Here is a 23,477-nt window from a genome sequence, read left to right as displayed (position 1 = left end):
AAGTAACCGGCGAAGAATTATCCGGTTTTACGCTGGCGCGTTTTTTTCACCGGTTTAATTGATTTCACTTCGCTTTCTACCCAACCGTCTGAAAGACGTGTCGTCAGCACATCACCGGTATTCACCTGTTTAGTTTGCTTCAGCACTTTGCCGTCTGTCGCCGTCGTCACGCTATAGCCGCGCGCCAGCGTGGAGAGAGGGCTAACCGCTTCAAGATGGGTCACCGCATTGCCAAAGCGTTCGCGGGTTGAGCTCAGCCGCGTACGGATATTCTCTGCCAGACGATATTCGAGCTGCTGGATCCGCGTTTGCGCGCGATAAATTTTCGGCTGCGGGTTCCCCTGGTTCAGGCGCTGCGTGACGCGCTGCTGACGCGACACCGCGCGCTTGAGCTGGTTATCCAGCGCGAAATTCATACGCTGACGCAGGCGCTCCAGGACGGTCTGCTGACGCGCCAGTCGCAGTTGTGGGTGCTGCTGCTGCAGTCGATGATGAAGCTGGGTAAAACGACGGGTACGGTTTGCGAGGAAGTAGTCCATCGCCATTTCAAGACGCTGCTGGCCGTTCTGAAGCTGACGCAGCAGCTCCAGCTGGTTGCGGCTCACCACTTCCGCTGCTGCGGACGGCGTAGGGGCGCGTAAATCCGCAACAAAATCCGCGATGGTGACGTCCGTTTCGTGCCCGACGGCGCTCACGACAGGGATATGGCTTGCGAAAATCGCTCGTGCCACACGTTCGTCGTTAAAGCTCCACAGGTCTTCCAGCGAGCCGCCGCCACGTCCGACTATCAGCACGTCGCACTCCTGACGCGCATTCGCCAGTTCAATGGCGCGGACAATGTGGCCCGGTGCATCGTCACCCTGTACGGCGGTTGGGTAGATGATCACGGGTAGGGAAGGGTCACGACGCTTGAGCACGTGCAAAATATCGTGCAGGGCCGCACCGGTTTTTGAAGTAATAACCCCAACGCAGTGGGCAGGAGAGGGGAGCGGCTTTTTGAACTGCTGGTCGAACAACCCCTCTTCCGAGAGTTTTGCTTTTAGCTGTTCATACTTCTGCTGTAGCAAGCCTTCGCCCGCAGGCTGCATGCTCTCGACGATAATCTGATAGTCGCCGCGCGGTTCATACAACGTGATATTGGCGCGAACCAGAACCTGCTGGCCGTGCTGAGGACGGAACGTCACGCGACGGTTGCTGTTGCGGAACATCGCGCAACGCACCTGGGCGGTATCGTCTTTTAGCGTAAAGTACCAGTGACCGGATGACGGCTGCGTGAAGTTTGAGATCTCACCGCTGATCCACACTTGCCCCATTTCCTGCTCAAGCAGTAAACGAACCGTTTGATTAAGGCGGCTAACGGTAAAAATTGAAGGGGGTTGAGAGGATAACATGTGAGCGGGATCAAATTCTAAATCAGCAAGTTATTCAGTCGATAGTAACCTGCTGAGAGGGGAGTGCAAGGTTTTTTTATAAAAAAGTGTGGATGCAATCGGTTACGCTCTGTATAATGCCACGGCAATATTTAACCACCCAGGTCAGAGATATTGCCCATGCTACGTATCGCTAAAGAAGCACTGACGTTTGACGACGTCCTCCTTGTTCCCGCTCACTCCACTGTTCTGCCGAATACTGCCGATCTCAGCACGCAGTTGACGAAAACCATTCGCCTGAACATTCCTATGCTCTCTGCGGCAATGGACACCGTGACTGAAGCGCGCCTGGCTATCGCCCTGGCACAGGAAGGTGGCATCGGCTTTATTCACAAAAACATGTCTATCGAGCGTCAGGCTGAAGAAGTTCGCCGCGTGAAGAAACATGAATCCGGTATCGTGTCTGACCCACAGACCGTTCTGCCAACCACCACCCTGCACGAAGTGAAAGCCCTGACCGAACGTAACGGCTTTGCCGGTTACCCGGTTGTGACTGAAGCCAACGAACTGGTCGGTATCATTACCGGTCGTGACGTGCGTTTCGTGACCGACCTGAACCAGCCTGTCAGTGTTTATATGACACCGAAAGAGCGTCTGGTAACCGTTCGTGAAGGCGAAGCCCGTGACGTCGTGTTCGCTAAAATGCACGAAAAACGCGTTGAGAAAGCGCTGGTTGTGGATGCAAACTTCCACCTGCGCGGCATGATCACCGTTAAAGATTTCCAGAAAGCAGAACGTAAACCTAACGCCTGTAAAGACGAGCATGGCCGTCTGCGCGTAGGTGCTGCAGTTGGCGCGGGTGCCGGTAACGAAGAGCGTGTTGATGCGCTGGTTGCTGCGGGCGTTGACGTGCTGCTGATTGACTCTTCTCACGGCCACTCCGAAGGCGTTCTGCAACGTATTCGTGATACCCGTGCTAAATACCCTGACCTGCAGATCATCGGCGGTAACGTGGCAACGGGCGCAGGTGCTCGCGCACTGGCTGACGCTGGTTGCAGCGCGGTGAAAGTGGGTATCGGTCCTGGCTCCATCTGTACTACCCGTATCGTGACCGGCGTGGGCGTTCCACAGATCACTGCAGTGTCTGACGCGGTTGAAGCGCTGGAAGGCACCGGTATTCCGGTTATCGCTGACGGCGGTATCCGCTTCTCTGGTGACATCGCTAAAGCGATCGCCGCAGGTGCTGCTGCGGTGATGGTAGGCTCTATGCTGGCTGGTACCGAAGAATCCCCGGGTGAAATCGAACTCTACCAGGGCCGTTCTTACAAATCTTACCGCGGTATGGGCTCTCTGGGCGCGATGTCCAAAGGTTCCTCTGACCGTTACTTCCAGACCGATAACGCCGCTGACAAACTGGTACCGGAAGGTATCGAAGGTCGCGTTGCCTATAAAGGCCGTCTGAAAGAGATCATTCACCAACAGATGGGCGGCCTGCGCTCCTGTATGGGTCTGACCGGCTGTGGTACCATTGACCTGCTGCGTACTAAAGCGGAATTCGTACGCATCAGCGGTGCGGGTATCCAGGAGAGCCACGTTCACGACGTGACGATCACCAAAGAGTCCCCGAACTACCGTCTGGGCTCCTGATAAGTTTCCGCGCCCGGCTCCTGCCGGGCGCTCTGTTTTTGTTTCACTTGCCTCGGAATTAGCGTCAATGACGGAAAACATTCATAAACATCGCATTCTCATCCTGGACTTTGGTTCTCAGTACACTCAGCTGGTGGCGCGTCGCGTACGTGAACTGGGCGTTTACTGTGAACTGTGGGCGTGGGATGTCACGGAAGCACAGATTCGCGAATTCAATCCAAGCGGCATCATCCTTTCTGGCGGCCCGGAAAGTACTACCGAAGAGAACAGCCCACGCGCACCGCAGTACGTGTTCGAAGCTGGCGTGCCGGTATTCGGCGTTTGCTACGGCATGCAGACCATGGCAATGCAGCTTGGCGGCCACGTCGAAGGTTCTAACGAGCGTGAGTTTGGCTACGCGCAGGTAGAAGTTGTCACCGACAGCGCGCTGGTGCGCGGTATCGAAGACTCCCTGACCGCAGACGGCAAACCGCTGCTGGACGTGTGGATGAGCCACGGCGACAAAGTCACCGCCATCCCGTCTGACTTCGTGACCGTTGCCAGCACCGAGAGCTGCCCGTTCGCTATCATGGCAAACGAAGAAAAACGCTTCTACGGCGTGCAGTTCCACCCGGAAGTGACCCACACCCGTCAGGGTATGCGCATGCTGGAGCGCTTCGTGCGTGACATCTGCCAGTGTGAAGCCCTGTGGACCCCGGCAAAAATCATCGACGACGCCGTTGAGCGTATCCGCCAACAGGTTGGCGATGACAAAGTGATCCTCGGCCTCTCCGGCGGCGTTGACTCCTCCGTGACCGCGATGCTGCTGCACCGCGCGATCGGCAAAAACCTGACCTGTGTCTTCGTCGACAATGGTCTGCTGCGTCTGAACGAAGCCCAGCAGGTTATGGACATGTTTGGTGACCACTTCGGTCTGAACATCGTTCACGTGGAAGGCGAGCAGCGCTTCCTGGACGCGCTGAAAGGCGAGAACGATCCGGAAGCGAAACGTAAAATCATCGGCCGCGTGTTCGTTGAAGTGTTCGATGAAGAAGCGCTGAAGCTGGAAGACGTGAAATGGCTGGCGCAAGGCACTATCTACCCTGACGTTATCGAATCCGCGGCCTCCGCCACCGGTAAAGCGCACGTCATCAAATCTCACCACAACGTGGGCGGCCTGCCGAAAGAGATGAAGATGGGGCTGGTCGAACCGCTGCGCGAGCTGTTCAAAGACGAAGTGCGTAAGATCGGTCTGGAACTGGGTCTACCGTACGATATGCTCTACCGTCACCCGTTCCCGGGCCCGGGTCTGGGCGTGCGTGTGCTGGGCGAAGTGAAGAAAGAGTACTGCGACCTGCTGCGTCGCGCGGACGCGATCTTCATCGAAGAGCTGCACAAAGCTGACCTGTACAACAAGGTAAGCCAGGCGTTCACCGTGTTCCTGCCGGTTCGCTCTGTAGGCGTAATGGGCGATGGCCGTAAGTACGACTGGGTTGTCTCCCTGCGTGCGGTAGAAACCATCGACTTCATGACCGCGCACTGGGCGCACCTGCCGTATGACTTCCTGGGCCGCGTGTCTAACAGAATAATCAATGAAGTCAATGGCATATCGCGGGTCGTATATGACATCAGCGGTAAGCCACCGGCTACGATTGAGTGGGAATGATGTATAGCTATCTCATAGCTCATCATATCTATTCATTTTAATATCTAACCCTCTGTAATTACAGAGGGTTTTTGTTTATATCTACTCATATCTATTCACTCTACACCACATTTTTCGTCGGTACAGGTGACGGTATTACCCGAAAGGTATACTCTCGTACCGACAAAAACATGGATGCATTACGGGTGAATTATGCTTACCGATACCAAACTGAAAAACCTGAAGCCGCAAGAGAAACTTTATAAGGTTTCCGACCGTGACGGGCTGTATGTCGCCGTGCTCACGTCAGGCTCTGTCTCTTTCCGCTACGACTACCGAATCAACGGCCGCCGGGAAACGCTGGTGATCGGCCAGTATGGGCGTGACGGTATCAGCCTGGCGGAAGCGAGAGAAGAATTGATTAACGCTAAAAAGCTCGTGAAGGCAGGCCAGTCGCCTGCTGCGGCGAAACGAGACGGTATTAAAAAAATCCGTGGGGCTGAGACGTTCGCGGTACATACCGACAGTTATATGAAGAATGCCACGCTGGCCGACAGTACGCGGGAGCTTAAGCTGGCGATCATTGATCGTGACCTGATACCGTCACTCGGCAACAAACTAATGACTGAGATCACCACAGCGTCGGTTCGTGATTTGTGCGATAAAATCGTCCAGCGCGGTGGTAATGCAACAGCAGTAAGAGCCCGGGAGATAATCAGCAGTGTGTACCGTCATGCTAATGACAGAGGGCACGGGTTCTATAACCCAGCTGCTGATATAAAACCGTCATCCATTGCCACATTTGTGGACCGGGAGCGATACCTTAGTCCAGAAGAAATTGGTGTTTTTTTCCGTGCGCTGGATAGTTTCAGTGCAATGGGAACGCTGAAGATGGCAATCAAGCTCGTTCTGCTGACGATGGTCAGGAAAGGAGAGTTCACCAACGCCGAGCTTAAAGAGATAAGCTTCACCAAAGGGGTATGGACCATTCCGGGCGAAAGAATGAAGAGCGGGAAACCTCATTCAATTTACCTTTCCCGGCAGGCTCTTGATTTAATGGTGACCCTTCAGATGTGTGCAGGCGGCAGTATTTATCTTGTGCCTGGCAGATACGACTTCAACAAACCTATCTCTAACGCCTCGCTTAATTCCCTGATCGACCGCGTAGTGGCGCGCATAAACGAATCGGGTTATCACTTTGAACGCTTTACTGTGCATGATCTTCGACGTACCGCCAGTACTAACCTTCATGAAGCTGATTATCCATCAGACTGGATAGAGAAAGGCCAGGCCAGAAAGCAGAAAGGGACGAGAGCGGTTTACAATAAAGCGGAGTATGCCCGGCAGCGCGCCTATATGTTGCAGCAGTGGGCGGATATGGTTGATGCCTGGATTAACGGGGAGCACACCGATCTGGTGCCGTTCTCCCCGTCGAAGTTTGAGAGGTGGATGGAAGGAAAGGATTAAGCCGTTATTCAATCTTAACGCCCGGGATGTCACCTGCGGCTATAGCATCGTAAATTGCTGCAGCTGTCTTGCTGGCATCCCTTACCAATAAGCAAGCTGCATCGATGGCGCTTATCGCTGCATCGCGCTTCCTGTCCTCCTCTGAGCGAAGTGGTGCAAACTTAACATCCGATGTTAAAAGTTCGTCTTTCTTGTAGCTAATTTCTTCCAGGTCAACCAGAGCAATAACATGATTTTCGCCAATAAACTTCGCTAAGAAAGAAAACCATTTTGGCTCTGTGTCGGCGGCAAAGAGCACCTCTGCGTTAACACCCACCGGAGGCAATCCCTCGCCATCCCATTCTGGCTTGCTGGCTGCAAGTGCGGCTTCGTATTCCGAGCGAGATATTAACTGAAGAGAATCCGTCTCAGCCTTCGGCTCGTATATGCAATCTTTGGCGAAGTCTTTCCCGTACTTTAGGTAGCAATCATCATCCCAATTACCAGTTTCGTCATAGAAGTCTATGCTATTTCCTAACTTGTGACGGCAGCACTCAACCGCACCTTCAGGCCAGCCGCCATGCTTCGGTAATTCCCGCACCAAAATATCAATCAGCTTCATGCTGCACGCTCCCGGCCCTGGTTGTCTGTTGGTGACAACTTGGCGTTTTTTAATGCCTGTGAAATGCCTGAAATGTCCAGCGCATAGCCGGGATGCAACTTAACCGCCTGACCTTCGCACTGGTTTCCCCATACGTCAAAGCCATGTGACGACTGACGTGCGAATAGCTCAATGCGCGGCACATCACCCAGCAACTGCACAAGTTTCTCCCTGATTACATCCGGCTTGCGCGAGTTCTCCAGGCGCGGCGCCGTGACATGCTGGCAGATCGAAGCGTCCATGCGCGCCGGCAGCTTTCCGCGTACCGCAAACAGGCAGTCTTCGCTGTTCGCCCTGGTCATATGGCCCATGCCGATCGCGCTGTTGCCTTTGTGCTTATTCGTTTTGTGCCAGGTGAATCCCTTCATCGTCATCAGTTTGAAACCCCACGCTTCGACAACCTTCAGAGCTTCAACCGGCTGAGTCGGAACCCACCACATCGCGAGCAGGCAATCTTCGGCAGCCAGATCCCACACTGGCAGGCGGCAGATATCCAGCACGTTCATAACCGGATACTTGAACCCCGCGCCGCGCTCACCGTCGGCTGCTTTGTCACGGTAAACCCAAGGCGGATCGCTATAAATTAAGGTGTATTTTTTAGTTGTCATGATTTTTTCCTCAACAGTTCAGTTACGCGACGAAACGATGAAAGCGATTCGATATTTCTTGAGTAATCAAGCATTCTTTGCTTACCGGTAGGGTAAATTCGCCCTGGGTAAACTTTATCTTCAGTGCGAAATTCCAAAGTTTGTTTTATTGAGCCAATGTTTTTGCAGCTGATAAGCTCCTTTGCTGCCATGAAACCTATTTTTTCATCTTCGATAACAACAAATGCATAAAAATCACAAGATCCACATTGAGTAGCTCTAATGCTCCCTTTCCCGGTTCTTGTGCTAAATCTGTAAACATTTTTTGATTTGCCGTAATCTCTCATGCGTAGTGTCGATCTGACCTGCCCACGCAATAACCTTCCTCCGCTCTGGACAACGATGTCATATGGCAATCCCTGGTCTGACGGGAAACAAATAAACCCTTGTTTGGTTAACGAGAAAATTGCGTAATATTCACCGCATTTCCCCATTTCGAGTTCATTGATATATCCGTCAGTCATGCTGCCACCTTCTTGCTGTTCATCAGCTCAGCCAGGCGCTGATCCTTCAATGGGTTTCTGATAACCTGGCCGCCTGGTGCCAACCACCCGCGGCGCAGAGTCGAATAAACCAGCGTGATACTGCCCACGGTGATCCCGTCGTGAGGGTTAGTCATACACCACCCCGCGACATCCTATACCGCTGTAGTCCAGGTGCAGCTTGCGGTTACCTTTGGTGATGCACTGCTGGCGGCGCACCGCGATGCGGGCGCGTTCCACTTCACCGACGGCTGCATCCAGGCACTGGAGCCAGAGACGGGCAGCGATGCGATAATGCCCGCGGCGCTCACGGTCAATAGCCCGGCTTTCGATCTCCATCGCTTCCGGCGTTACTGCCACCACCCTTTCAACACGGCGCTGCGATACGTAGTCTTCGTGATAGCGCTCAAGTTTCGTCTTTTTCATCTGATCCAGACCTCTCAACTGATTACCGCCGCCAGCCACATCAGGTAGGCGACCACGGCCAGATACAGGTACACATCTGACCATCTGCCGATATGCTTCTTCAGCGCCGTCATGCTGCCGCACTCACCGGGCGATACACGCGGCGGTCAACTGGCGGCTTTTTTCCGGTGAACGTCGCCGGGCTTGCCGCCTTACGTTTATCCAGCCAGGCTTCAACTTCGCTCTGGTCCCACGCGCAGCGGCGATCTGTGATCCAGAAACGAGACGGGAATTCGCCAGCCTGTTCCAGGCGGTCAATCGTGCTCCATGACAGTGGCACCACCGCCAGGAGTTCCTTCTTACCAAATGCACCTTTCATAAATACCTCTCTTGGTTGCAGGTGTGGCGCCGTGGCGCCACGGTGGTGTTATTCGAATTCAGGACGCATATCGTTTAGCGTCGTCATAAATCCCTGGTGGTATTCTTCACCGAGCTTTTCAGCCATGGCGTTGATCTCATCTTCGGCACGCTTAAACATCGCCTTGGCATCTGCTGCGGATGAATCGAGGCTGTTCAGAATTGCGCTGACGTATTCCCGCGCTTCTTCACGGTCAGAGTCAGAAACCACCGTCAGGCTATGCTGCTCATCATCAACAACGGAATACTCTCCGGTGATAACTGCCGCGTTATCCTGGCTCAAGCCAGCTTCCGCGCGTTCATCCATCACAACAGCTTTTTGCAGTTCGATAGAAACAGGCAGGTATTTGAACAGGCGGCGGATCACCGTCTTTTTCGCCATTTCATCGAAGTGGTCAACCCATGGGCCACTGCTGCCGGCTTTGCTCAGGGCCCGTACTTTTTCAACGTCTGCCCGGCTCATAACTTCGAACTGGACGCCGCCATCTTTCAGGCGGGCCACTGCGTATACATGGGTCAGTTCGCCGCGATCACCGGTTTCGCAAGGTGAGTGCTCGAGCGTTTCTTCCAGACCGTATGAGTAGCTGAATTTGTCGTTTACATGGACTGTGCGCGCTGAGATGCTCAGGATCTGCCCGGAGCGGCGCGCAAGGTCAATCATCCCGCGATAGCCAATGATCAGCTGAGCTTCTGTCGATACCGTTTCCCAGCGACCATTAACTTTCTGGCGCTTATCGAACGGAATCAGGTACGCGTGTCCCAGTGCTCCGCCCGGTTCCAGCCCGAGTTGAGCGCATTGCATAATTGCCCCTAGGAAACTGGCCTGGTCGCATGCGGCCAGTTTTGGAACCTTGCGGATCTCAGTAGTGGCGATGCGTGCCAGTCGGTCAGCTGTCATGTGCTTTGGAAGAGCCAGAGCCATCTGAGCCTTAATTTTTGGATCAGCGAGAAGCCCGGCCAGGGTGGTAGGTTTCTCGTTATGCTGCGCAACCTGGTTGCCGGTCGCTGCTGCCTTAAGTGCGGTGGTAGACATTTTTTCTCCTTACTTCATTCTGAAAACGCGTGATGTCGTTGCTGTTTTGAATTTTTCGTACAGGTCAGGGTGCTCAACCTGGAATAATTTCTGATCGAAACGGTTGCTTACCTGAGATTTCCATGTGCAAATCGGTTTCCCGTCGAGCGTCAGTATTGAATGCTCCTGCATGTACAGCTTCAGCTTCTCTTCCGATACGGCGATTTCTGCTTCCAGCGACTTGCAGCGTGATTTCATGTCGCGCAGGTCGTTGAAAAGTGCCAGGGCCTTACCGTCTGCCTCGATGCTTGAACCAGCATCCTTCTCAAACATCAGAGAAATATCGCTGACGGTTGTGGCCTCCGGTGGGTTCAGGTTTATCACCCTGTCCCAGAAGGCGACCTCTTTCTCCAGGATCGCCTGAATTGTTTCCTCATCGCGATCAACGCGATAAATACGGAAATCGTCCCCGCCGATCAGGACGCCGAATACGCATACCTGCTTTCCTGTAACCATCAGTCCATGCATGGCCTGCGCCGTGTAATGAACAGGGATCGCATCGGTCTGAACCTCTCCCCATTCCCTGGCCTTGAACGGGCTAACTGTTTTGATCTCGATGTTCTCGCCGGTAGCCGCTTCTGCATCGATCTCAGCTGCGATAAAGCCGTAATCTCGGTGGATATACCGGTTGCCGCGATGAATAATTTCCAGGCCTGTCTCTTCAGAAAGCAGGTCAATTACGTATGGCTCCATGCGCTGCCCACGCGTGAAAACTTTCTGCTTTGAAGGATCTACTGGCTTGATGCGTGGCTGAACCTTATCCAGATACACCTCAAGCGGAGTACGCCAAGGGCTAATCCCGAGAATACCGGCGACATCACTGCCGCCGAGGTATTTGGTCCTGTCCATGCTGCCGACGTTATGCATCATGCCGCGTTCCTCGCTGTGTCCAACTTGTCAGCCAGATCCCATTTCGCGATGATGCTGGTCAGCGCGGCCTGGTACGCTGCGAGAGCTTCTTCAAACTCCGGGCTCATCATCAGCTCTTCCAGAATCTCCGTGCGAACGCCTTTGCGCTCAAGCTCGTAGAAAGGTCTCTGCAGCTGGTGATGCTTAATTGCGTCGATCAGCTCTACCTGGCGTTCGTAGTGCATCTGGCTCAGCTGGTAGTCGCTGTCGATGCTGGTCATGATTTTTTTCAGGTTGTTAATCTGCTGGATGTTCATGCTTCGTCTTCCATATGCCCGTTGTCGCGCAGCCAGCTGATAACTTCATCAGGTGAAAGGCGTTCAAGAATTTCAGAAACCTTATCTTTTGCTTCGGCCCAGTCGACGTAATCACTAAGCTCGACGTGTTCAAATACGTTTTCTTGCCCGACTTCCTCAAGCAATGAACCAACGTCAACATTTGAAAGAGAAACACTAACTTCATCGCGATATTTGCCAGCCTCAACTTCAATGCCAGAAGCAGTAATTTCGATATCTATATTCACTTGCTCATCCCCATATCCATTTCAGTTTTGACTGCCATCTTGGTGACAAAAGCCCAGTTGATGGCTTCATGCAGAGTGCGGCACTTGGTGCTCATCAGCCCGCACGCCGTAACGCAGTACCAACCGTTGATGATTTTCCACTGCATAATTCGTTACCTCAGTGTTACCGTTGAGGTAATAATTATCCTTATGTGGTTTGAAGTCAATAGGTATGATTATAAAAAATTACCCATGGGGTAATGCTATGGGCAATAAAAAAGCCGCTCAATTGCGGCTTAGTATCTGAAATGTATTGGTTTACTCTTGAGTTTTACCGTTCTGAACAATCACGAAATCGACGTAGCTCTCGATCTTGCTTTTCTCGCTCTCAGGTAACAATGCGTAGCGGGCCCGGTCGTAATGGATGGTAGCCGGGTCGCGGGGATGGATGAGAAGCTCATAGCCGCGACGCCCGAACGCGCTGGCGATCGCCTCCAGGGTGGAAATGGAAACGCTAACCTCATTGTTGAGCATGCGGTTGATTGTCGCCTGGGCAACGCCGGACGCTTTCGACAGCTTGCCCTGAGATGACAGATCGCGGTTGTTCTGCATCCACGCTTCGAGATTATGCGCCGCCAGCTGGCCGATATCGGAAGCGGTGATCTCCTCCTGGGGGATGGCAACAGCAGATATAGAGTGGTCGACGTCCAGCCAGTTCGACGGCTTGTTTGCTGCCTTCTCAATCTTGCGCGCTACTGTGTCGCCGACAACCTTCTGCCCGCGGGCCCAGCGGTTCACCAGGTTTGCCTGAGTTCCCAGTCTTTCCGCCAGACGAGTCTGCACCCCGTTAAAGTCACGGTCGATGATATCGTTAATATTCTGCCTGCGGATATCCTGAATACTTTTCATGCTCTGGTGATTCGCCTCATATATGAATTAGTTAGTGGTTCAATTAAAAGCGAATTTACCCCACAGGTAAATGCACCTCACAGGTAACAAACCTTGATTTTTATTACCTTCTGGGTGAGTATTTGTTATCTGAAATTAATATCAGGCAATAGCTATGAGCGAGAACGAAAAATTCGACTTCAAAAAACACTGGTTGCAACTCACTCCTGATGAGCGAAATGCCTTTGCTGACGAGGCCGGGACGACCAGCCATTACATCCAGACGCATCTGACAGGCCGCCGGAAAATGCCCGGTAAGACATTGATGAATGGGCTGTTTAAGGCATGCAAACAACGCGGATGGGTCAGAACAAAGCCGGAACTGGCTATCTTCTTTTACGAATAAAACCTCATTCAACCCCCCATCAGGCCGCCTTCTGGCGGTCTTTTCATATCTATTCAGTCCTCTCAGGTAATAATGATCCGAATATGGTTGATCTTTTTTCGTCCATCGCACAAAATCATCGTAACCATAACCAGAATCTGAGGTGAAGTGTGGAGATTATCACTCGTATGTCAGCTGCAAAGGCTGGACTGAAGCGTTATTACACCGGGAAGCAGTGTAAGCGAGGCCATGACAGCGAGCGCTGGGTTTACAACGGTCATTGTGTGGAATGCACCATGGAGTCAAACCGCAGGCGGCAGGCAGAGATTAAACGGATTATGGATGAAGCTGCGAAAGGCAACGTGCCGGAGGTGATCTGATGGCGCGCATTCGCACAATTAAGCCTGAGTTCTGGACAGACGAAGATATGGCTGAGCTTTCAGAACCGGCATGCCTTTTAGCGATTGGCTTGCTGAATTATGCCGACGATGAAGGGTACTTCAACGCCAACCCTAAACTGATAAAAGCGGCTGTGTTTCCAATCCGTGAACCGTCCGTTCCTATTCCGGTACTGATACAGGAGCTTTCCAACTGTGGTTATTTGTCCATGTTTTCCACCTCAGATGGCAAGCAATTTGGGGCAATTACAAACTTCCTCAAACATCAGGTCGTAAACAAGCCAAAAGAAAGCAAAATCAGATGCTTACCTCTAATACCGTATGAGTACGGTACTGATACCGGACAAGTACCATTAGGAATGGATCAGGGAACAGGGATCAGGGAAAGTAAAACCCCTCTCTCTGCGCGCGAAGAAATTCAAATCTCTCCCGTTGTCGTTCCGGGTATCGGAGAACCGATCGGCAAATTCACCATGCATGAAAACTGGCAGCCGTCAGATGACTTTGTCATGCGCGCCAGGATGTGGGGTCATGCACTACCTGCTGACGGGTACAAAAAATCAGACCTGCTTGAATTCATTACCTACTGGATGGCGGAAGGCAATGTGATGCAACACGTGCAGTGGGAGCAGAAGTTTGCCCGGCTGCTGATGAACAGGAAAAAAAGAGCGGCAGGAAAGCGAGGTGACAGCTCTGAAGATGACGTACCACACTGGAACAGCCCTGAGGGCTGGAAGGATTTCTTATGAATAACGTTTTCGCAGCAATTCAGAATCGTGATGCTGGAGCCATGGCTCGCATGATGGGCCCGGATAATTACCATGACCAGCAGGACAACGTTGTAAACATGAGCGCGGAGCGTATCGTCGATGCTCTGTTCAAACAGCTTAAGCAACTCTTCCCGGCGGCTGAGCAGACCAACCTGAAGACCGTGCAGCAGGAAACAGACGCGAAGCGTCAGTGGATCGCCGCATTTGCAGAAGGTGGGATCCGTACCCGCGAGCAGGTATCGGCAGGTATGCGTCATGCCCGCGCCAGTGAATCACCGTTCTGGCCTTCGCCCGGGCAGTTCATCAAGTGGTGCAAGGACAGCAAAATGGTGCTTGGCGTGAGCATCGAGGACGTGATGGGGGAGTTTCACCGTTACGCCAAAGAGAAAAGCCTCCAGCCCGGCGGCCCCGAGCGGTTCCCGTGGCGCCACCCGGTCATGTACTGGATTGTGTGCGACACCCGCCGTGCAATGTACCAGCGCCAGCTGAGTGAGGTGGAAGTTGAGAAGCATGCGCGCAAACTGCTTGAAGAATGGGCTGCGAAAGTGGCGGCCGGTCACCAGATTCCGGATCCGGTTCTCAGCATCCAGGCGAAGCCAGAGCCGATACAAACACCGGATGATACAGGGGGGAGTGCTTACCACCCTCCTGGAAAAAGCTTCGGATGCATGCCGAATGCCGCAACCCTGGGAGGAATGACACCGGCCCAGTGGCTAATGGAGGAATACCGGCGAGGGAAGGCGGCAGGACTCATCAGGTAGCACCAGCGCGGCAGCGCATTTTTTTACGCCTGTACAGTTACCTTGCAGGTAACAAAATATGCGCATAGCTATTGATTTTAACTCTAATGTGGATTTAAATTACCTGAGAGGTAAGGCATGAAAAAGCAGTTACAGGCTCTTGGTCGACTCAAGACAGGCCAGATGAACAAGACGGAAGAGGCTTATGCCGAGCACCTGAAGCGTATCACCGGCACTGTCATCGCCTGGTACAAGTTCGAAGGAATCAAGCTGCGGCTGGCTGACAACACGTTCTACACGCCGGACTTTGCAGTGATGCTCACCACCGGTGAGATGGAGTTACATGAAGTGAAAGGGTTCTGGACCGACGACGCCAGGGTGAAAATCAAGGTCGCCGCCGACATGTACCCGTTCACGTTCAGAGCGCTTAAGCCAATACCAAAAAGCAAAGGTGGTGGCTGGAACTGCGAAACGTTTTGAATCGACGATCCTTTTTGATATCAACGTAATCAATAACTTATACGGGTAAGCGGGGGTAAAGATGAAACCGAGTTATGAAGAGTTAGAGCAAAAGCTTGCAGAGTCTCAGCGCGAGTTCCGTGCTGCTGATGCGACTATCGAGAATCTGCAGATGCAGGCTGAGAAGCTGGCTGCGGAGAATGCGGGGCTGAAGCAAAATGCGGTAAAAGCTGAAAAAGTGATTATGTCATCAAAATTTGATTACTGGAGCGACAGAGTCGAATTGTCTGCTGTGGTTAGGAGAATAATTGAAACCCCAGCCACCGAAGCTTTCATGGCTGAAGTGCGGGCGCAGGGTGTGGAGATGCTAGTTAAGCACTGCGAGCAGAAAGCGCTGGAAAAATCCTATGACTTCTTCATGGATGCTGGAGCGGTTGCAGCACAGTTCGCCGCCCAGCTTCGAAAAGGAGTGCAGTCATGAGCGAAGAATTGAAAGTTATCGCAGTGGTTCAGATTAATAACAGAGAGGCGCTGGTGTTGAATCGTCCGCTAAATTTTGTCTATGACGAGATTGGAAGAGATTTAATCGGCAGTGACGGTCCATTTAAACGCCCGCTTCTGTATTCGCCAGCAAGTGCAGCCTTCAAAGCTTTTGCCGGGAGTGAGATGACGCTAAATATGCGGGATGGAAGCCAGCGGAAAGTTAAAGACCACTGGTGGTCTGGTTTCCTGCCTGGGCATCAAGACGTAACCTCCTGCGATTTGGAGTCACTGAAGCGCTGTTACGTATTTTTCGGAGGCATGGCTATCACTCCTGAAGATTATCAGATCTTGCGTGATTCCTACACTGGATGCGTTTACCCGTACTGGGATTACGAAAAGCTGATCAAGTACGACGATATGCGCAAAGACCTTTACCGCAGACTTTTTCACGAACAAAAGCGTGTGAGATCTCTTGTACGCGAAGTGAAGAAGTTGGCTCGGGAGGCCGCCCAATGAGCAACATCGATAAACGCGCATTACGTGAAGCGGCTGAGAAGGCTACGCCTGGACGCATCGGAGACAGAATTGATGGCAGTGGCAGTATCAAATATCAGTGCTTCGGTAACGACGGCTCTTTGGTTCTGCAAACCGACCATAAAAATATGGAGTACGGTTTCATTGGTGGAAACAGTGAAGCTGATGAGTTGTTCTTCAGGTTGTGTGACCCCGCCACCGTGCTGGCGCTGCTGGATGAGCTGGAAGCCAAAGACAAGAGCATCAGCTTTTTGAAAGACCAGCTAGCGCAGCTGGCAAACTTCAATCCTGATTGGGACAAGCTGGAAGCAGCAACTGACAGCCTCCGTGAGCACATGGCAGAACTCACAGCGGCATGCAAACGGATTGCTGAGCTGGAGCGTAAAGAACAGCACAGTGACCGCCAGTCAGTAATTGATGCGTTGGCTAGTTCAGGTGAGGAATGGAGTGATATCGAAGAATACATGCAGAAGTGGGACGCGGAACGCGCCGCCGCAGCCGGTAAAGGAGAGGCATCATGAGCACAATTACCAAAGAGAGACTGACGGAATTATCCAGACGTGAAAATGTCGGGGCTATTCTCGGCGAAGAAATTGCAGAGCTGGCGCGTATCGCGCTGGCATCGCTCGAAGCGGAGCCTGTTGGTACGTTCCGGAATGGGCCGTGTGGGTACTCCCCATCTTTTCATGAAGATGCCGTGCCGCTCTACACCGCCCCGCCAGCGCCGATATCTGTGCCCGCTGCGATGGAAATGGATGATGACTTTGACAGCTCGTTTGAACACGGAAAAGCTGTCGGCTGGAACGCCTATCGCGCAGCCATGCTTCAGGGTACCGAACCTGTAAGTACGGCTTACAAGTTGCGCGATGCGGTGGAAGTAATTCGCAACTCTGACATAGCAATCGACGCCGAGAAAATCCTTGCAGAGCGAGATGCTCTCAACTCTCCGGTGGTTCACGATGGGTGGGTGGCTTGCAGTGAGCGGATGCCGGAAGTTGGTAGCACAATAATGGTGTTCATGGATAAACCTCAGCACTCAGCCACCGACTATGCCATCACCACTTTCGACAAGTATGGGTTTAGCCGAGCTAAAGTCACCCACTGGCAACCACTGCCAGCAGCACCGCAGCAGGAGGTGAAGTCGTGATCAAAGGAAAGCTTATTAGCAGCCAGCGATACCTTGATAATGCAAAAGTTGCTGATCGTGCATTGAGATTTAAACGCTTCATCGTTTCTGTGTACCCAATAGTTCTGCGTGGTCAGCAATACACCATTTTAATGGATGGCCACCATAACTATGCAGCTGCAAAGTTGGCCGGGGTAGAGCCTGACTATAGGCCTATTGGTAAAAAAGTCATGAAGATAATTGGCGGCCTCAGTGAGGCGGAACGACAGGGTTTATTTATTAACAATGTCACTGACAGCAATTATTACTATGTCGAAACCGGCGAGGTAGTGCAGGAACTGCTGCTGCCAGATACCTCAGTTAAGTTTCAAGCACATGCTGGCAATCAATGGATATTCGGTAAATAAACATGGTGAGCAAACTAAAACAGCGGCGCATGCGCCGCCTTAAAGCGGATGTCGACTGGTGGCGCGAGGAGGCAGAGTATTGCCGCTCACGCATGCTGGATCTGGCCGGGGAAGTAGACAGGCTCAAGAAGCTCGTTATCCGTGTGCCGATGCCGGTGGTGGTTCCAGAGTCCGTGGCCGATGAATTGAAACTGAGAGAGGTGGGGTGATGGTTGACGTAACCAAGGAATCGCTGGCCGAAAAGATTAAGCGTCTTGAATCGCGAGAAAATGCTGAATGCGCATTAGGGTTAACCATTAACGAGGAATATCAGCTTGCAGCGTACCGCATGCTCCTCAAGTATCTGGCAGGCCATGCTGACGCGAACAGGGAGAATGGCAATGGCTAAGACCGCAGCAGAACGCAAAGCAGCGCAGCGTGCCCGCCAGGCGGAAGCTGGTGAACGTAAGCTGGAGTTGGTGCTCGACGAGCAGGAAATGGAAATGCTGGCGCGGAACTGCGCCTGGCGACGCCCGGGCCGTGAGCCATACGAACTGAGCGAGTACATAGCTCTGCTGATCCGCCAGGATGATGCGCGGGTGCGTGGCCGCATCAAAGCTATCAGCGCCAACCGGTGCGGAAAGTGTGGCGACGCGCTGCCGGTGAAGTCCTGTCCGTGTGCCGGTGATTCGGCGTGCTGGGTAACGCAGGGGTGGCACGAAACGAAGATTGTGGTGTGACACGTCACGATATCGCTACGTAGTTGCAATAGCCGCCGACTATGGCGGCTTTGTTTTGCGTGGTACTATTACCTGCATGGTAATAAAATTACTCAGGTGGTAATGATGCCCGCGACACCAAAGCCGCATAAGCGCAAATCGACGCAATTTGAGCCTCTCAGCGTTCTGAAGGAAGCCTATTGCCAGGAATACATCAAATGCCCGGAGAATCAGACTCAGGCGGCGATTAATGCCGGGTACTCTCCCAATACTGCGGCTAAGTTCGCCAGCCAGAATATGCGCGATGATCGCGTCCAGAAACGAATCGCCGAGCTGATGGAGGGACGCAACAAGCGAAACCGCGTCAGCGCTGATTACGTCCTCATGCGCCTGGTGGAGATCGACCAGATGGATGTGCTGGATATTCTGAACGACGACGGAAGCCTGAAACCTATCCGCGAGTGGCCTAAAATATGGCGCACCACACTCAGCGGGTTTGACCTGTCCTCAACCATCATGAACATGAACGAGGATTCGATAGAGACCATCCTCAAAAAAATAAAATGGCCTGACAAGGTGAAGAACCTCGAGTTGATTGGTAAGCATGTCGACGTCAACGCGTTCAAAGAGCGCCTGGAAATCGACGTAAGAATGACCATAGCAGACAAGATGGCCAAGGCTCGTGCTCGTGTTAAGAAGCAGGCTGGTGGTGAAGAATGACAGCAGCAGCCATGTCGCCGGAAGAACAGCTCGTCGAGGATATCGCCTCGTTCACGTATGACCCGCTGGGCTATGCGCTGTATGCGTTCCCGTGGGGCGAGGAAGGCACAGAGCTGGCGCACGCCAGCGGTCCCAGAAAGTGGCAGGCTGACGCATTCCTCGAGATACGCGATCACCTTCAGAATCCCGCGACGCGTCACCAGCCGCTGATGCTGGCCCGCGCATCCGGGCACGGCATCGGCAAGTCCGCATTCATCTCGATGCTGATTAACTGGGGCATGTCCACCTGCGAGGACTGCAAGGTGGTGGTGACCGCCAACACCGACAACCAGCTGCGCACCAAGACCTGGCCTGAAATCATCAAATGGTCGAACCTGGCTATCACGAAAGAGTGGTTCACCTGCACTGCTACCGCGATGTACAGCAACGACACAGGCCACGATAAGCGCTGGCGCGCTGATGCTATCCCATGGTCTGAGCACAACACAGAGGCGTTCGCCGGGCTGCACAACGAGCGTAAGCGCATCATCGTGGTATTCGACGAAGCATCCAACATTGCCGATCTGGTGTGGGAGGTTGCCGAGGGTGCGCTGACGGACGAAGACACCGAAATCATCTGGGTGGCGTTCGGGAACCCGACGCGTAACACCGGGCGCTTCCGCGAATGCTTCCGCAAGTACAAGCACCGCTGGAAGTGTGCGCAGATTGACAGCCGCACCGTGGAAGGCACCAACAAGCAGCAGCTCCAGAAATGGGTGGATGACTACGGAGAGGACAGCGACTTCGTGAAGGTCCGCGTGCGGGGGATTTTCCCTGACGCGTCAGAACTGCAGTTTATCCCGACCGGCCTTACCGACGAGGCTATGAAGCGCGTAGTGACAGCTGCGCAGGTGGCGCACGCACCGGTGATTATCGGCGTCGACCCGGCGTATTCCGGCGTGGATGACGCGGTGATATACCTGCGGCAGGGTCTGCACAGCAAGGTGCTATGGACCGGCAACAAGACCACCGACGATCTGATTATGGCGAAGCGCATCGCTGACTTTGAGGATCAGTACCAGGCTGACGCGGTGTTTATCGACTTTGGCTACGGCACCGGGCTTAAGTCCATCGGTGACGGCTGGGGCAGGACGTGGCAGTTAATCCCGTTCGGCGGCGGCTCTACTGACCCACAGATGCTCAACAAGCGCGGCGAGATGTTCAACAGCTGCAAGACGTGGCTTAAGCTGGGCGGCGCGCTGGACGATCAGGAGACGGCTGATGACCTGTCGGCGGCAGAGTACAAAGTCAGGGTAGATGGCAAGATCGTCATTGAGCCGAAGGAAGATATCAAAGAGCGGTTAGGCCGCTCGCCGGGCAAGGGTGACGCGCTACTGCTGACGTTTGCTTTCCCGGTCACGAAACGGATTCGTATTCCTGGGCAGGAGAGCCAGCAGGGGAAAGCGGTTACAGATTACGACCCGTGGAAATAACAAAGCCCGCGCATCGGCGGGCTGGTTGTGACATGTCACGGCGTTAAATACGCGTATAGCCAGATTCAAACGCTTCTGCAGGGCTATAAGATTCATAGCCACCTTCGTATTGAACGTAATAGCCACCTTCCTGCGGATGGTGCTTATCAATGTATTCCTGTGATACAGGGAAATCATCATATCCGTCATCAGCTGGAACGATGAAGTTTTTACTTCCCACGGAGTAGACTTGCTGAATTTTCAGGGCCCACACTTTTTTGTGGCACTGGTACTTTGGCATTTCTAGTAAACAATCGCTCATATTATCACCTTAAAAAAATGCCCGGACGAACCGGGCGAATGATCAACGGAGTGCCTTCCTTGGCAGTTACGGGTTTACAGCGCAACGTCATCGGAATGGCGTTCTGCTGTAAAAAGGGCGGTACCAGCGACTTCATGGGATGATTCTGGTACCGCCAAGACTACACAGCAATGGTACTGGCACTACGTGTATCACGGTCCTAAGGCGTGATGGGGTTGTGGTACCAGTCTATTCGGCATAGCAACTCTGCGCAGATGCTTCTAACAATCGCCGGTGGTAGCCGGTTTAATGCCTTATTCACCACAACATTGAGAGCACTGCGCCTGTATCGGTTAGCGTCACGGGTTTAACCGGTCACCCCAATGCTCTCATCGTTGCATCCTCGTCTCTTCCGAGGTGTCACACCGTATCGCCACGATGGTGAGTCGTCATGTCGTGCATACCGAAAACACTGACTTGCACATTCCGTCTACCCGCTTGGCCGTAAACAGCAAGGGAGCCATCGGACCGCTGCGGCACATGTGCCATATACCGTACTGCTCACACCTGGAAGCGCACTCACCAGTTTTGATTTAGCGACAAGACCTCACAGAACCGATATTGAAGCGCGCTTTCATGTTGTGTTACCTGAAGGGTAATAATTACACGCCATTCTGTCAATACACTACGTAAAATAATCCGTATATGGTTAAATTGGTAATAATTTAATCGTGTGTGAGGTTATCGCTATGTGTATCGGCAGCAAGCCATCAGTGCCAGCAGCTCCAGAAGTTCAGGCCGCACCTCAGGAGCAGGACGCCGCTGTGGTCAGTGCCCGCGATGACGAAGAGCGCCGCCGCCGTGCAGCAGCTGGTCGTAACTCGACAATGCTGACCGGTGCCCAGGGTGACACATCCGCAGCCAACACCAGCGGTAAAACGCTGCTCGGTCAGTAACGGAGCGCTCAGAGATGGCGGAAACCGAAAAAGAGCGGCTGTTGAAGCAGCTCGCACAGCTGAAGAATGAGCGCACATCGTTCGAGCCGCACTGGCGCGACCTGAGCGACTTTATCAATCCGCGTGGTTCCCGCTTCCTGACGTCTGACGTTAACCGTGACGATCGCCGCAACACCAGAATTGTTGACCCGACCGGATCAATGGCTCAGCGCATCCTTTCCAGTGGCATGATGTCAGGCATAACCAGCCCGGCCCGTCCGTGGTTCAAGTTGGCAACGCCTGACCCTGACATGATGGATTACGGACCGGTGAAAGTCTGGCTTGAAGTCGTGCAGCGCCGCATGAACGAAGTGTTCAACAAGTCGAATCTGTACCAGTCACTGCCTGTCATGTACGCCAGCCTGGGTACTTTCGGCACCGCTGCCATGGCTGTGCTCGAAGATGACCAGGACGTGATCCGCACAATGCCTTTCCCGATTGGCAGCTACTACCTGGCTAACAGCCCGCGCGGCAGCGTTGACACCTCATTCCGCCAGTTCTCGATGACCGTGCGCCAGTTGGTGCAGGAGTTTGGTCTGGACAACGTCAGTTCGTCAGTTAAGGGCATGTGGGATAACGGCACGTATGAGACGTGGATTGAGGTAAACCACTGCATCACGCCAAACATCAACCGCGACAGCGGCAAGATGGACAGCAAGAACAAACCGTTCCGCTCTGTTTATTTCGAGACTGGCGGAGACGCAGACAAGCTGCTGCGTGAATCTGGTTTCGACGAATTCCCGATCCTGGCTCCGCGCTGGGAAGTTAACGGCGAAGACGTTTATGCGTCCTCCTGCCCTGGCATGCTGGCGCTGGGCCAGGTTAAAGCCCTTCAGGTTGAGCAGAAACGTAAAGCTCAGCTGATCGACAAAGCCACTAACCCTCCGATGGTTGCGCCTACGTCGCTGAAAAATCAGCGCGTTTCCCTGCTGCCTGGTGACGTGACCTATCTCGACGTGCTTAGCGGGCAGGACGGCTTCAAGCCTGCTTACCTTGTCAACCCAAATACAGCCGACCTGCTGGCTGACATTCAGGACACCCGCCAGACCATCAACAGCGCCTACTTTGTCGACCTATTCATGATGCTGCAGAACATCAACACCCGCTCCATGCCGGTGGAAGCAGTGATCGAGATGAAGGAAGAGAAGTTGCTGATGCTCGGACCGGTGCTGGAGCGTCTGAACGACGAAGCGCTTAACCCGCTTATCGATCGCGTGTTCTCCATCATGGCGCGCAAGAACATGCTTCCGCCTCCGCCGGAAGTTATGCAGGGCATGCCGCTGCGCATCGAGTACATCTCCGTTATGGCGCAGGCGCAGAAATCTATCGGTCTCACCAGCCTGTCGCAGACCGTTGGCTTTATCGGGCAACTCGCACAGTTCAAACCTGAAGCACTCGACAAGCTCGACGTGGATCAGGCTATCGACGCGTTCTCTGAAATGTCCGGCGTATCCCCAACCGTCATCATTCCGCAGGAGCAGGTGCAGCAGATTCGCGAAGACCGCGCCAAACAGCAGCAGGCAGCCCAGGCACTGGCAATGGGACAGGCAGTTACGCAGGGAGCCAAGACGCTCAGCGAGACGCAGACCACTGACCCCAGCGCGCTGACAGCAATCACTAACGCAGTGGGGGCGGCGCAGCAATGACGCATATCGACGATGAAGAACGCAAAGCAGAGTTGGATGCCAAGCAGCAGCTCCTTGCTCAGCGCGATATCGACGATATCCAGTTTGTTATGGGCAGCGAGCAGGGCCGCCGGGTTGTCTGGTCACTGCTGGAGAAAGGTCAGGTGTTCGGCACTTGCTTCAACGTAGAGCCGCACATCACAGCATTCAACGAAGGGCAGCGCAACCTGGCGCTGGTTCTGTTTCAGCGCGTCATGGCGCACTGCCCGGATCAGTATCTGAAGATGGCCGCAGAGGCCAGTGAACAGGAGTAAC

34 protein-coding genes and 1 pseudogene are annotated in these 23,477 nt (G+C 53.4%); 21 read left to right on the top strand and 14 right to left on the bottom strand.

The features are described 5' to 3' along the window. Positions 1-17: 17 nt before the first annotated feature. Complete coding sequence (gene xseA, locus ACLHV9_RS18145; RefSeq protein ID WP_108090898.1) at positions 18-1,391, bottom strand: exodeoxyribonuclease VII large subunit; 1,374 nt, start codon at positions 1,389-1,391, stop codon at positions 18-20. 159 nt (positions 1,392-1,550) lie between these two features. Between xseA and guaB the strand changes: the two genes are divergently transcribed. The 3 genes from guaB to ACLHV9_RS18130 all read left to right on the top strand — a co-directional run bounded on the left by guaB (position 1,551) and on the right by ACLHV9_RS18130 (position 6,108). Then, complete coding sequence (guaB, locus tag ACLHV9_RS18140; RefSeq protein ID WP_028016101.1) at positions 1,551-3,017, top strand: IMP dehydrogenase; 1,467 nt, start codon at positions 1,551-1,553, stop codon at positions 3,015-3,017. Between the two features lie 67 nt (positions 3,018-3,084). Beyond that, a complete protein-coding gene (guaA, locus tag ACLHV9_RS18135) occupies positions 3,085-4,662 on the top strand; it encodes a glutamine-hydrolyzing GMP synthase (protein ID WP_006811514.1) in 1,578 nt (525 codons plus the stop codon). A 192-nt stretch (positions 4,663-4,854) separates the two neighbouring features. Continuing rightward, positions 4,855-6,108, top strand: coding sequence for a tyrosine-type recombinase/integrase (locus ACLHV9_RS18130; protein ID WP_407220928.1), 1,254 nt, complete (start codon positions 4,855-4,857; stop codon positions 6,106-6,108). 4 nt (positions 6,109-6,112) lie between these two features. Here the strand turns inward: ACLHV9_RS18130 and ACLHV9_RS18125 are convergent, their stop codons facing one another. The 12 genes from ACLHV9_RS18125 to ACLHV9_RS18070 all read right to left on the bottom strand — a co-directional run bounded on the left by ACLHV9_RS18125 (position 6,113) and on the right by ACLHV9_RS18070 (position 12,091). Continuing rightward, complete coding sequence (locus ACLHV9_RS18125; RefSeq protein ID WP_407220927.1) at positions 6,113-6,709, bottom strand: hypothetical protein; 597 nt, start codon at positions 6,707-6,709, stop codon at positions 6,113-6,115. Then, on the bottom strand, positions 6,706-7,356 hold the full coding sequence (locus tag ACLHV9_RS18120; protein ID WP_407220926.1) for an MT-A70 family methyltransferase: 651 nt from the start codon (positions 7,354-7,356) through the stop codon (positions 6,706-6,708). The genes ACLHV9_RS18125 and ACLHV9_RS18120 overlap by 4 nt, the downstream gene beginning before the upstream one ends. Beyond that, a complete protein-coding gene (locus tag ACLHV9_RS18115; protein WP_211447589.1) occupies positions 7,353-7,859 on the bottom strand; it encodes a hypothetical protein in 507 nt (168 codons plus the stop codon). Before ACLHV9_RS18115 ends, ACLHV9_RS18120 begins: the two co-directional genes overlap by 4 nt. Next, positions 7,856-8,014, bottom strand: a complete 159-nt coding sequence (locus ACLHV9_RS18110) for a DUF1317 family protein (protein ID WP_407220925.1) — start codon at positions 8,012-8,014, stop codon at positions 7,856-7,858. Before ACLHV9_RS18110 ends, ACLHV9_RS18115 begins: the two co-directional genes overlap by 4 nt. After that, entirely contained in the window at positions 8,007-8,303 is a 297-nt protein-coding gene (locus ACLHV9_RS18105) for a PerC family transcriptional regulator (protein ID WP_407220924.1), read from the bottom strand. Before ACLHV9_RS18105 ends, ACLHV9_RS18110 begins: the two co-directional genes overlap by 8 nt. A gap of 109 nt (positions 8,304-8,412) precedes the next feature. Then, positions 8,413-8,661: a helix-turn-helix transcriptional regulator gene (locus ACLHV9_RS18100; RefSeq protein WP_032634922.1), complete on the bottom strand. Its 249-nt coding sequence runs from the start codon at positions 8,659-8,661 to the stop codon at positions 8,413-8,415. Between the two features lie 48 nt (positions 8,662-8,709). Beyond that, complete coding sequence (recT, locus tag ACLHV9_RS18095; protein WP_407220923.1) at positions 8,710-9,732, bottom strand: recombination protein RecT; 1,023 nt, start codon at positions 9,730-9,732, stop codon at positions 8,710-8,712. 9 nt (positions 9,733-9,741) lie between these two features. Beyond that, a complete protein-coding gene (locus ACLHV9_RS18090) occupies positions 9,742-10,641 on the bottom strand; it encodes a YqaJ viral recombinase family protein (RefSeq protein ID WP_407220922.1) in 900 nt (299 codons plus the stop codon). After that, positions 10,638-10,937 carry a hypothetical protein gene (locus ACLHV9_RS18085; RefSeq protein ID WP_407220921.1) on the bottom strand — a complete coding sequence of 100 codons (300 nt, stop codon included), beginning with the start codon at positions 10,935-10,937 and terminating at the stop codon, positions 10,638-10,640. The genes ACLHV9_RS18090 and ACLHV9_RS18085 overlap by 4 nt, the downstream gene beginning before the upstream one ends. Continuing rightward, a complete protein-coding gene (locus tag ACLHV9_RS18080) occupies positions 10,934-11,203 on the bottom strand; it encodes a hypothetical protein (RefSeq protein WP_407220920.1) in 270 nt (89 codons plus the stop codon). Before ACLHV9_RS18080 ends, ACLHV9_RS18085 begins: the two co-directional genes overlap by 4 nt. Continuing rightward, the gene (locus ACLHV9_RS18075) at positions 11,200-11,349 is read right to left on the bottom strand and encodes a hypothetical protein (protein ID WP_172751432.1); all 150 of its coding nucleotides are present in this window, start codon (positions 11,347-11,349) and stop codon (positions 11,200-11,202) included. Before ACLHV9_RS18075 ends, ACLHV9_RS18080 begins: the two co-directional genes overlap by 4 nt. 151 nt (positions 11,350-11,500) lie before the next feature. After that, complete coding sequence (locus ACLHV9_RS18070; RefSeq protein ID WP_407220919.1) at positions 11,501-12,091, bottom strand: helix-turn-helix domain-containing protein; 591 nt, start codon at positions 12,089-12,091, stop codon at positions 11,501-11,503. Between the two features lie 154 nt (positions 12,092-12,245). Here ACLHV9_RS18070 and ACLHV9_RS18065 point away from each other — a divergent pair, with 154 nt between their 5' ends. From ACLHV9_RS18065 to ACLHV9_RS17995, 15 genes and pseudogenes are all read left to right on the top strand, one after another. Next, positions 12,246-12,476: a hypothetical protein gene (locus ACLHV9_RS18065; RefSeq protein ID WP_032634928.1), complete on the top strand. Its 231-nt coding sequence runs from the start codon at positions 12,246-12,248 to the stop codon at positions 12,474-12,476. A gap of 149 nt (positions 12,477-12,625) precedes the next feature. Beyond that, positions 12,626-12,835 (top strand): hypothetical protein, encoded by a 210-nt coding sequence (locus ACLHV9_RS18060; protein ID WP_032634929.1) that lies wholly within the window; start codon positions 12,626-12,628, stop codon positions 12,833-12,835. Next, the gene (locus ACLHV9_RS18055) at positions 12,835-13,602 is read left to right on the top strand and encodes a DnaT-like ssDNA-binding domain-containing protein (RefSeq protein WP_407220918.1); all 768 of its coding nucleotides are present in this window, start codon (positions 12,835-12,837) and stop codon (positions 13,600-13,602) included. Before ACLHV9_RS18060 ends, ACLHV9_RS18055 begins: the two co-directional genes overlap by 1 nt. After that, complete coding sequence (locus ACLHV9_RS18050) at positions 13,599-14,384, top strand: replication protein P (RefSeq protein ID WP_407220917.1); 786 nt, start codon at positions 13,599-13,601, stop codon at positions 14,382-14,384. Before ACLHV9_RS18055 ends, ACLHV9_RS18050 begins: the two co-directional genes overlap by 4 nt. Positions 14,385-14,501: 117 nt before the next feature. Further along, the gene (locus tag ACLHV9_RS18045) at positions 14,502-14,843 is read left to right on the top strand and encodes a DUF1064 domain-containing protein (RefSeq protein WP_407220916.1); all 342 of its coding nucleotides are present in this window, start codon (positions 14,502-14,504) and stop codon (positions 14,841-14,843) included. A gap of 61 nt (positions 14,844-14,904) precedes the next feature. After that, positions 14,905-15,303: a hypothetical protein gene (locus ACLHV9_RS18040; protein WP_407220915.1), complete on the top strand. Its 399-nt coding sequence runs from the start codon at positions 14,905-14,907 to the stop codon at positions 15,301-15,303. After that, positions 15,300-15,821, top strand: coding sequence for a hypothetical protein (locus ACLHV9_RS18035; RefSeq protein WP_407220914.1), 522 nt, complete (start codon positions 15,300-15,302; stop codon positions 15,819-15,821). Before ACLHV9_RS18040 ends, ACLHV9_RS18035 begins: the two co-directional genes overlap by 4 nt. After that, positions 15,818-16,360 carry an ead/Ea22-like family protein gene (locus tag ACLHV9_RS18030; RefSeq protein WP_407220913.1) on the top strand — a complete coding sequence of 181 codons (543 nt, stop codon included), beginning with the start codon at positions 15,818-15,820 and terminating at the stop codon, positions 16,358-16,360. Before ACLHV9_RS18035 ends, ACLHV9_RS18030 begins: the two co-directional genes overlap by 4 nt. Beyond that, positions 16,357-16,986 carry a DUF551 domain-containing protein gene (locus tag ACLHV9_RS18025; RefSeq protein ID WP_407220912.1) on the top strand — a complete coding sequence of 210 codons (630 nt, stop codon included), beginning with the start codon at positions 16,357-16,359 and terminating at the stop codon, positions 16,984-16,986. Before ACLHV9_RS18030 ends, ACLHV9_RS18025 begins: the two co-directional genes overlap by 4 nt. Further along, a complete protein-coding gene (locus tag ACLHV9_RS18020) occupies positions 16,983-17,372 on the top strand; it encodes a chromosome partitioning protein ParB (RefSeq protein ID WP_045399488.1) in 390 nt (129 codons plus the stop codon). The genes ACLHV9_RS18025 and ACLHV9_RS18020 overlap by 4 nt, the downstream gene beginning before the upstream one ends. Positions 17,373-17,374: 2 nt before the next feature. After that, positions 17,375-17,581, top strand: coding sequence for a hypothetical protein (locus tag ACLHV9_RS18015; RefSeq protein ID WP_407220911.1), 207 nt, complete (start codon positions 17,375-17,377; stop codon positions 17,579-17,581). After that, positions 17,581-17,760, top strand: coding sequence for a hypothetical protein (locus tag ACLHV9_RS18010; protein WP_407220910.1), 180 nt, complete (start codon positions 17,581-17,583; stop codon positions 17,758-17,760). Before ACLHV9_RS18015 ends, ACLHV9_RS18010 begins: the two co-directional genes overlap by 1 nt. Further along, a complete protein-coding gene (locus ACLHV9_RS18005; protein ID WP_407220909.1) occupies positions 17,753-18,091 on the top strand; it encodes a hypothetical protein in 339 nt (112 codons plus the stop codon). Before ACLHV9_RS18010 ends, ACLHV9_RS18005 begins: the two co-directional genes overlap by 8 nt. 76 nt (positions 18,092-18,167) lie before the next feature. Next, positions 18,168-18,790 (top strand): annotated as a pseudogene (locus ACLHV9_RS18000) (terminase small subunit). Next, on the top strand, positions 18,787-20,262 hold the full coding sequence (locus tag ACLHV9_RS17995) for a terminase (RefSeq protein WP_407220908.1): 1,476 nt from the start codon (positions 18,787-18,789) through the stop codon (positions 20,260-20,262). The pseudogene ACLHV9_RS18000 and the gene ACLHV9_RS17995 overlap by 4 nt, the downstream one beginning before the upstream one ends. A 43-nt stretch (positions 20,263-20,305) precedes the next feature. Here the strand turns inward: ACLHV9_RS17995 and ACLHV9_RS17990 are convergent, their stop codons facing one another. Further along, the gene (locus tag ACLHV9_RS17990) at positions 20,306-20,563 is read right to left on the bottom strand and encodes a hypothetical protein (RefSeq protein WP_407220907.1); all 258 of its coding nucleotides are present in this window, start codon (positions 20,561-20,563) and stop codon (positions 20,306-20,308) included. Between the two features lie 728 nt (positions 20,564-21,291). Here ACLHV9_RS17990 and ACLHV9_RS17985 point away from each other — a divergent pair. Genes ACLHV9_RS17985 through ACLHV9_RS17975 form a run of 3 tightly spaced genes read left to right on the top strand, consistent with a single transcriptional unit; the run spans position 21,292 to position 23,476 of the window. Beyond that, positions 21,292-21,498 carry a hypothetical protein gene (locus ACLHV9_RS17985; protein ID WP_032636549.1) on the top strand — a complete coding sequence of 69 codons (207 nt, stop codon included), beginning with the start codon at positions 21,292-21,294 and terminating at the stop codon, positions 21,496-21,498. Positions 21,499-21,512: 14 nt separating this feature from the next. Continuing rightward, complete coding sequence (locus ACLHV9_RS17980) at positions 21,513-23,183, top strand: portal protein (protein WP_407220906.1); 1,671 nt, start codon at positions 21,513-21,515, stop codon at positions 23,181-23,183. Further along, positions 23,180-23,476, top strand: a complete 297-nt coding sequence (locus tag ACLHV9_RS17975; protein WP_407220905.1) for a hypothetical protein — start codon at positions 23,180-23,182, stop codon at positions 23,474-23,476. Before ACLHV9_RS17980 ends, ACLHV9_RS17975 begins: the two co-directional genes overlap by 4 nt. The last annotated feature ends 1 nt before the right edge of the window (position 23,477 follow it).

This window comes from Enterobacter sp. CPE_E890 (assembly GCF_046521475.1).
GTDB lineage: Bacteria > Pseudomonadota > Gammaproteobacteria > Enterobacterales > Enterobacteriaceae > Enterobacter > Enterobacter adelaidei.
Note: the sequence above shows the minus strand (reverse complement) of the source record. Positions and strands in the feature narration are given on the sequence as shown.

What these genes read in the sequence shown, in the direction of transcription:
- ACLHV9_RS17995 (WP_407220908.1), top strand. Translation starts at nt 18,787, where the DNA reads ATGACAGCAGCAGCCATGTCGCCGGAAGAACAGCTCGTCGAGGATATC.
- xseA (WP_108090898.1), bottom strand. Translation starts at nt 1,391, where the DNA reads ATGTTATCCTCTCAACCCCCTTCAATTTTTACCGTTAGCCGCCTTAAT.
- ACLHV9_RS18125 (WP_407220927.1), bottom strand. Translation starts at nt 6,709, where the DNA reads ATGAAGCTGATTGATATTTTGGTGCGGGAATTACCGAAGCATGGCGGC.
- ACLHV9_RS17985 (WP_032636549.1), top strand. Translation starts at nt 21,292, where the DNA reads ATGTGTATCGGCAGCAAGCCATCAGTGCCAGCAGCTCCAGAAGTTCAG.
- ACLHV9_RS18005 (WP_407220909.1), top strand. Translation starts at nt 17,753, where the DNA reads ATGGCTAAGACCGCAGCAGAACGCAAAGCAGCGCAGCGTGCCCGCCAG.
- guaA (WP_006811514.1), top strand. Translation starts at nt 3,085, where the DNA reads ATGACGGAAAACATTCATAAACATCGCATTCTCATCCTGGACTTTGGT.
- ACLHV9_RS18070 (WP_407220919.1), bottom strand. Translation starts at nt 12,091, where the DNA reads ATGAAAAGTATTCAGGATATCCGCAGGCAGAATATTAACGATATCATC.
- ACLHV9_RS18035 (WP_407220914.1), top strand. Translation starts at nt 15,300, where the DNA reads ATGAGCGAAGAATTGAAAGTTATCGCAGTGGTTCAGATTAATAACAGA.
- ACLHV9_RS17980 (WP_407220906.1), top strand. Translation starts at nt 21,513, where the DNA reads ATGGCGGAAACCGAAAAAGAGCGGCTGTTGAAGCAGCTCGCACAGCTG.
- ACLHV9_RS18025 (WP_407220912.1), top strand. Translation starts at nt 16,357, where the DNA reads ATGAGCACAATTACCAAAGAGAGACTGACGGAATTATCCAGACGTGAA.
- ACLHV9_RS18045 (WP_407220916.1), top strand. Translation starts at nt 14,502, where the DNA reads ATGAAAAAGCAGTTACAGGCTCTTGGTCGACTCAAGACAGGCCAGATG.
- ACLHV9_RS18115 (WP_211447589.1), bottom strand. Translation starts at nt 7,859, where the DNA reads ATGACTGACGGATATATCAATGAACTCGAAATGGGGAAATGCGGTGAA.
- ACLHV9_RS17990 (WP_407220907.1), bottom strand. Translation starts at nt 20,563, where the DNA reads ATGAGCGATTGTTTACTAGAAATGCCAAAGTACCAGTGCCACAAAAAA.
- ACLHV9_RS18050 (WP_407220917.1), top strand. Translation starts at nt 13,599, where the DNA reads ATGAATAACGTTTTCGCAGCAATTCAGAATCGTGATGCTGGAGCCATG.
- ACLHV9_RS18055 (WP_407220918.1), top strand. Translation starts at nt 12,835, where the DNA reads ATGGCGCGCATTCGCACAATTAAGCCTGAGTTCTGGACAGACGAAGAT.
- ACLHV9_RS18065 (WP_032634928.1), top strand. Translation starts at nt 12,246, where the DNA reads ATGAGCGAGAACGAAAAATTCGACTTCAAAAAACACTGGTTGCAACTC.
- ACLHV9_RS18100 (WP_032634922.1), bottom strand. Translation starts at nt 8,661, where the DNA reads ATGAAAGGTGCATTTGGTAAGAAGGAACTCCTGGCGGTGGTGCCACTG.
- guaB (WP_028016101.1), top strand. Translation starts at nt 1,551, where the DNA reads ATGCTACGTATCGCTAAAGAAGCACTGACGTTTGACGACGTCCTCCTT.
- ACLHV9_RS18010 (WP_407220910.1), top strand. Translation starts at nt 17,581, where the DNA reads ATGGTTGACGTAACCAAGGAATCGCTGGCCGAAAAGATTAAGCGTCTT.
- recT (WP_407220923.1), bottom strand. Translation starts at nt 9,732, where the DNA reads ATGTCTACCACCGCACTTAAGGCAGCAGCGACCGGCAACCAGGTTGCG.
- ACLHV9_RS18105 (WP_407220924.1), bottom strand. Translation starts at nt 8,303, where the DNA reads ATGAAAAAGACGAAACTTGAGCGCTATCACGAAGACTACGTATCGCAG.
- ACLHV9_RS18120 (WP_407220926.1), bottom strand. Translation starts at nt 7,356, where the DNA reads ATGACAACTAAAAAATACACCTTAATTTATAGCGATCCGCCTTGGGTT.
- ACLHV9_RS18030 (WP_407220913.1), top strand. Translation starts at nt 15,818, where the DNA reads ATGAGCAACATCGATAAACGCGCATTACGTGAAGCGGCTGAGAAGGCT.
- ACLHV9_RS18110 (WP_407220925.1), bottom strand. Translation starts at nt 8,014, where the DNA reads ATGACTAACCCTCACGACGGGATCACCGTGGGCAGTATCACGCTGGTT.
- ACLHV9_RS18015 (WP_407220911.1), top strand. Translation starts at nt 17,375, where the DNA reads ATGGTGAGCAAACTAAAACAGCGGCGCATGCGCCGCCTTAAAGCGGAT.
- ACLHV9_RS18130 (WP_407220928.1), top strand. Translation starts at nt 4,855, where the DNA reads ATGCTTACCGATACCAAACTGAAAAACCTGAAGCCGCAAGAGAAACTT.
- ACLHV9_RS18040 (WP_407220915.1), top strand. Translation starts at nt 14,905, where the DNA reads ATGAAACCGAGTTATGAAGAGTTAGAGCAAAAGCTTGCAGAGTCTCAG.
- ACLHV9_RS18085 (WP_407220921.1), bottom strand. Translation starts at nt 10,937, where the DNA reads ATGAACATCCAGCAGATTAACAACCTGAAAAAAATCATGACCAGCATC.
- ACLHV9_RS18075 (WP_172751432.1), bottom strand. Translation starts at nt 11,349, where the DNA reads ATGCAGTGGAAAATCATCAACGGTTGGTACTGCGTTACGGCGTGCGGG.
- ACLHV9_RS17975 (WP_407220905.1), top strand. Translation starts at nt 23,180, where the DNA reads ATGACGCATATCGACGATGAAGAACGCAAAGCAGAGTTGGATGCCAAG.
- ACLHV9_RS18090 (WP_407220922.1), bottom strand. Translation starts at nt 10,641, where the DNA reads ATGATGCATAACGTCGGCAGCATGGACAGGACCAAATACCTCGGCGGC.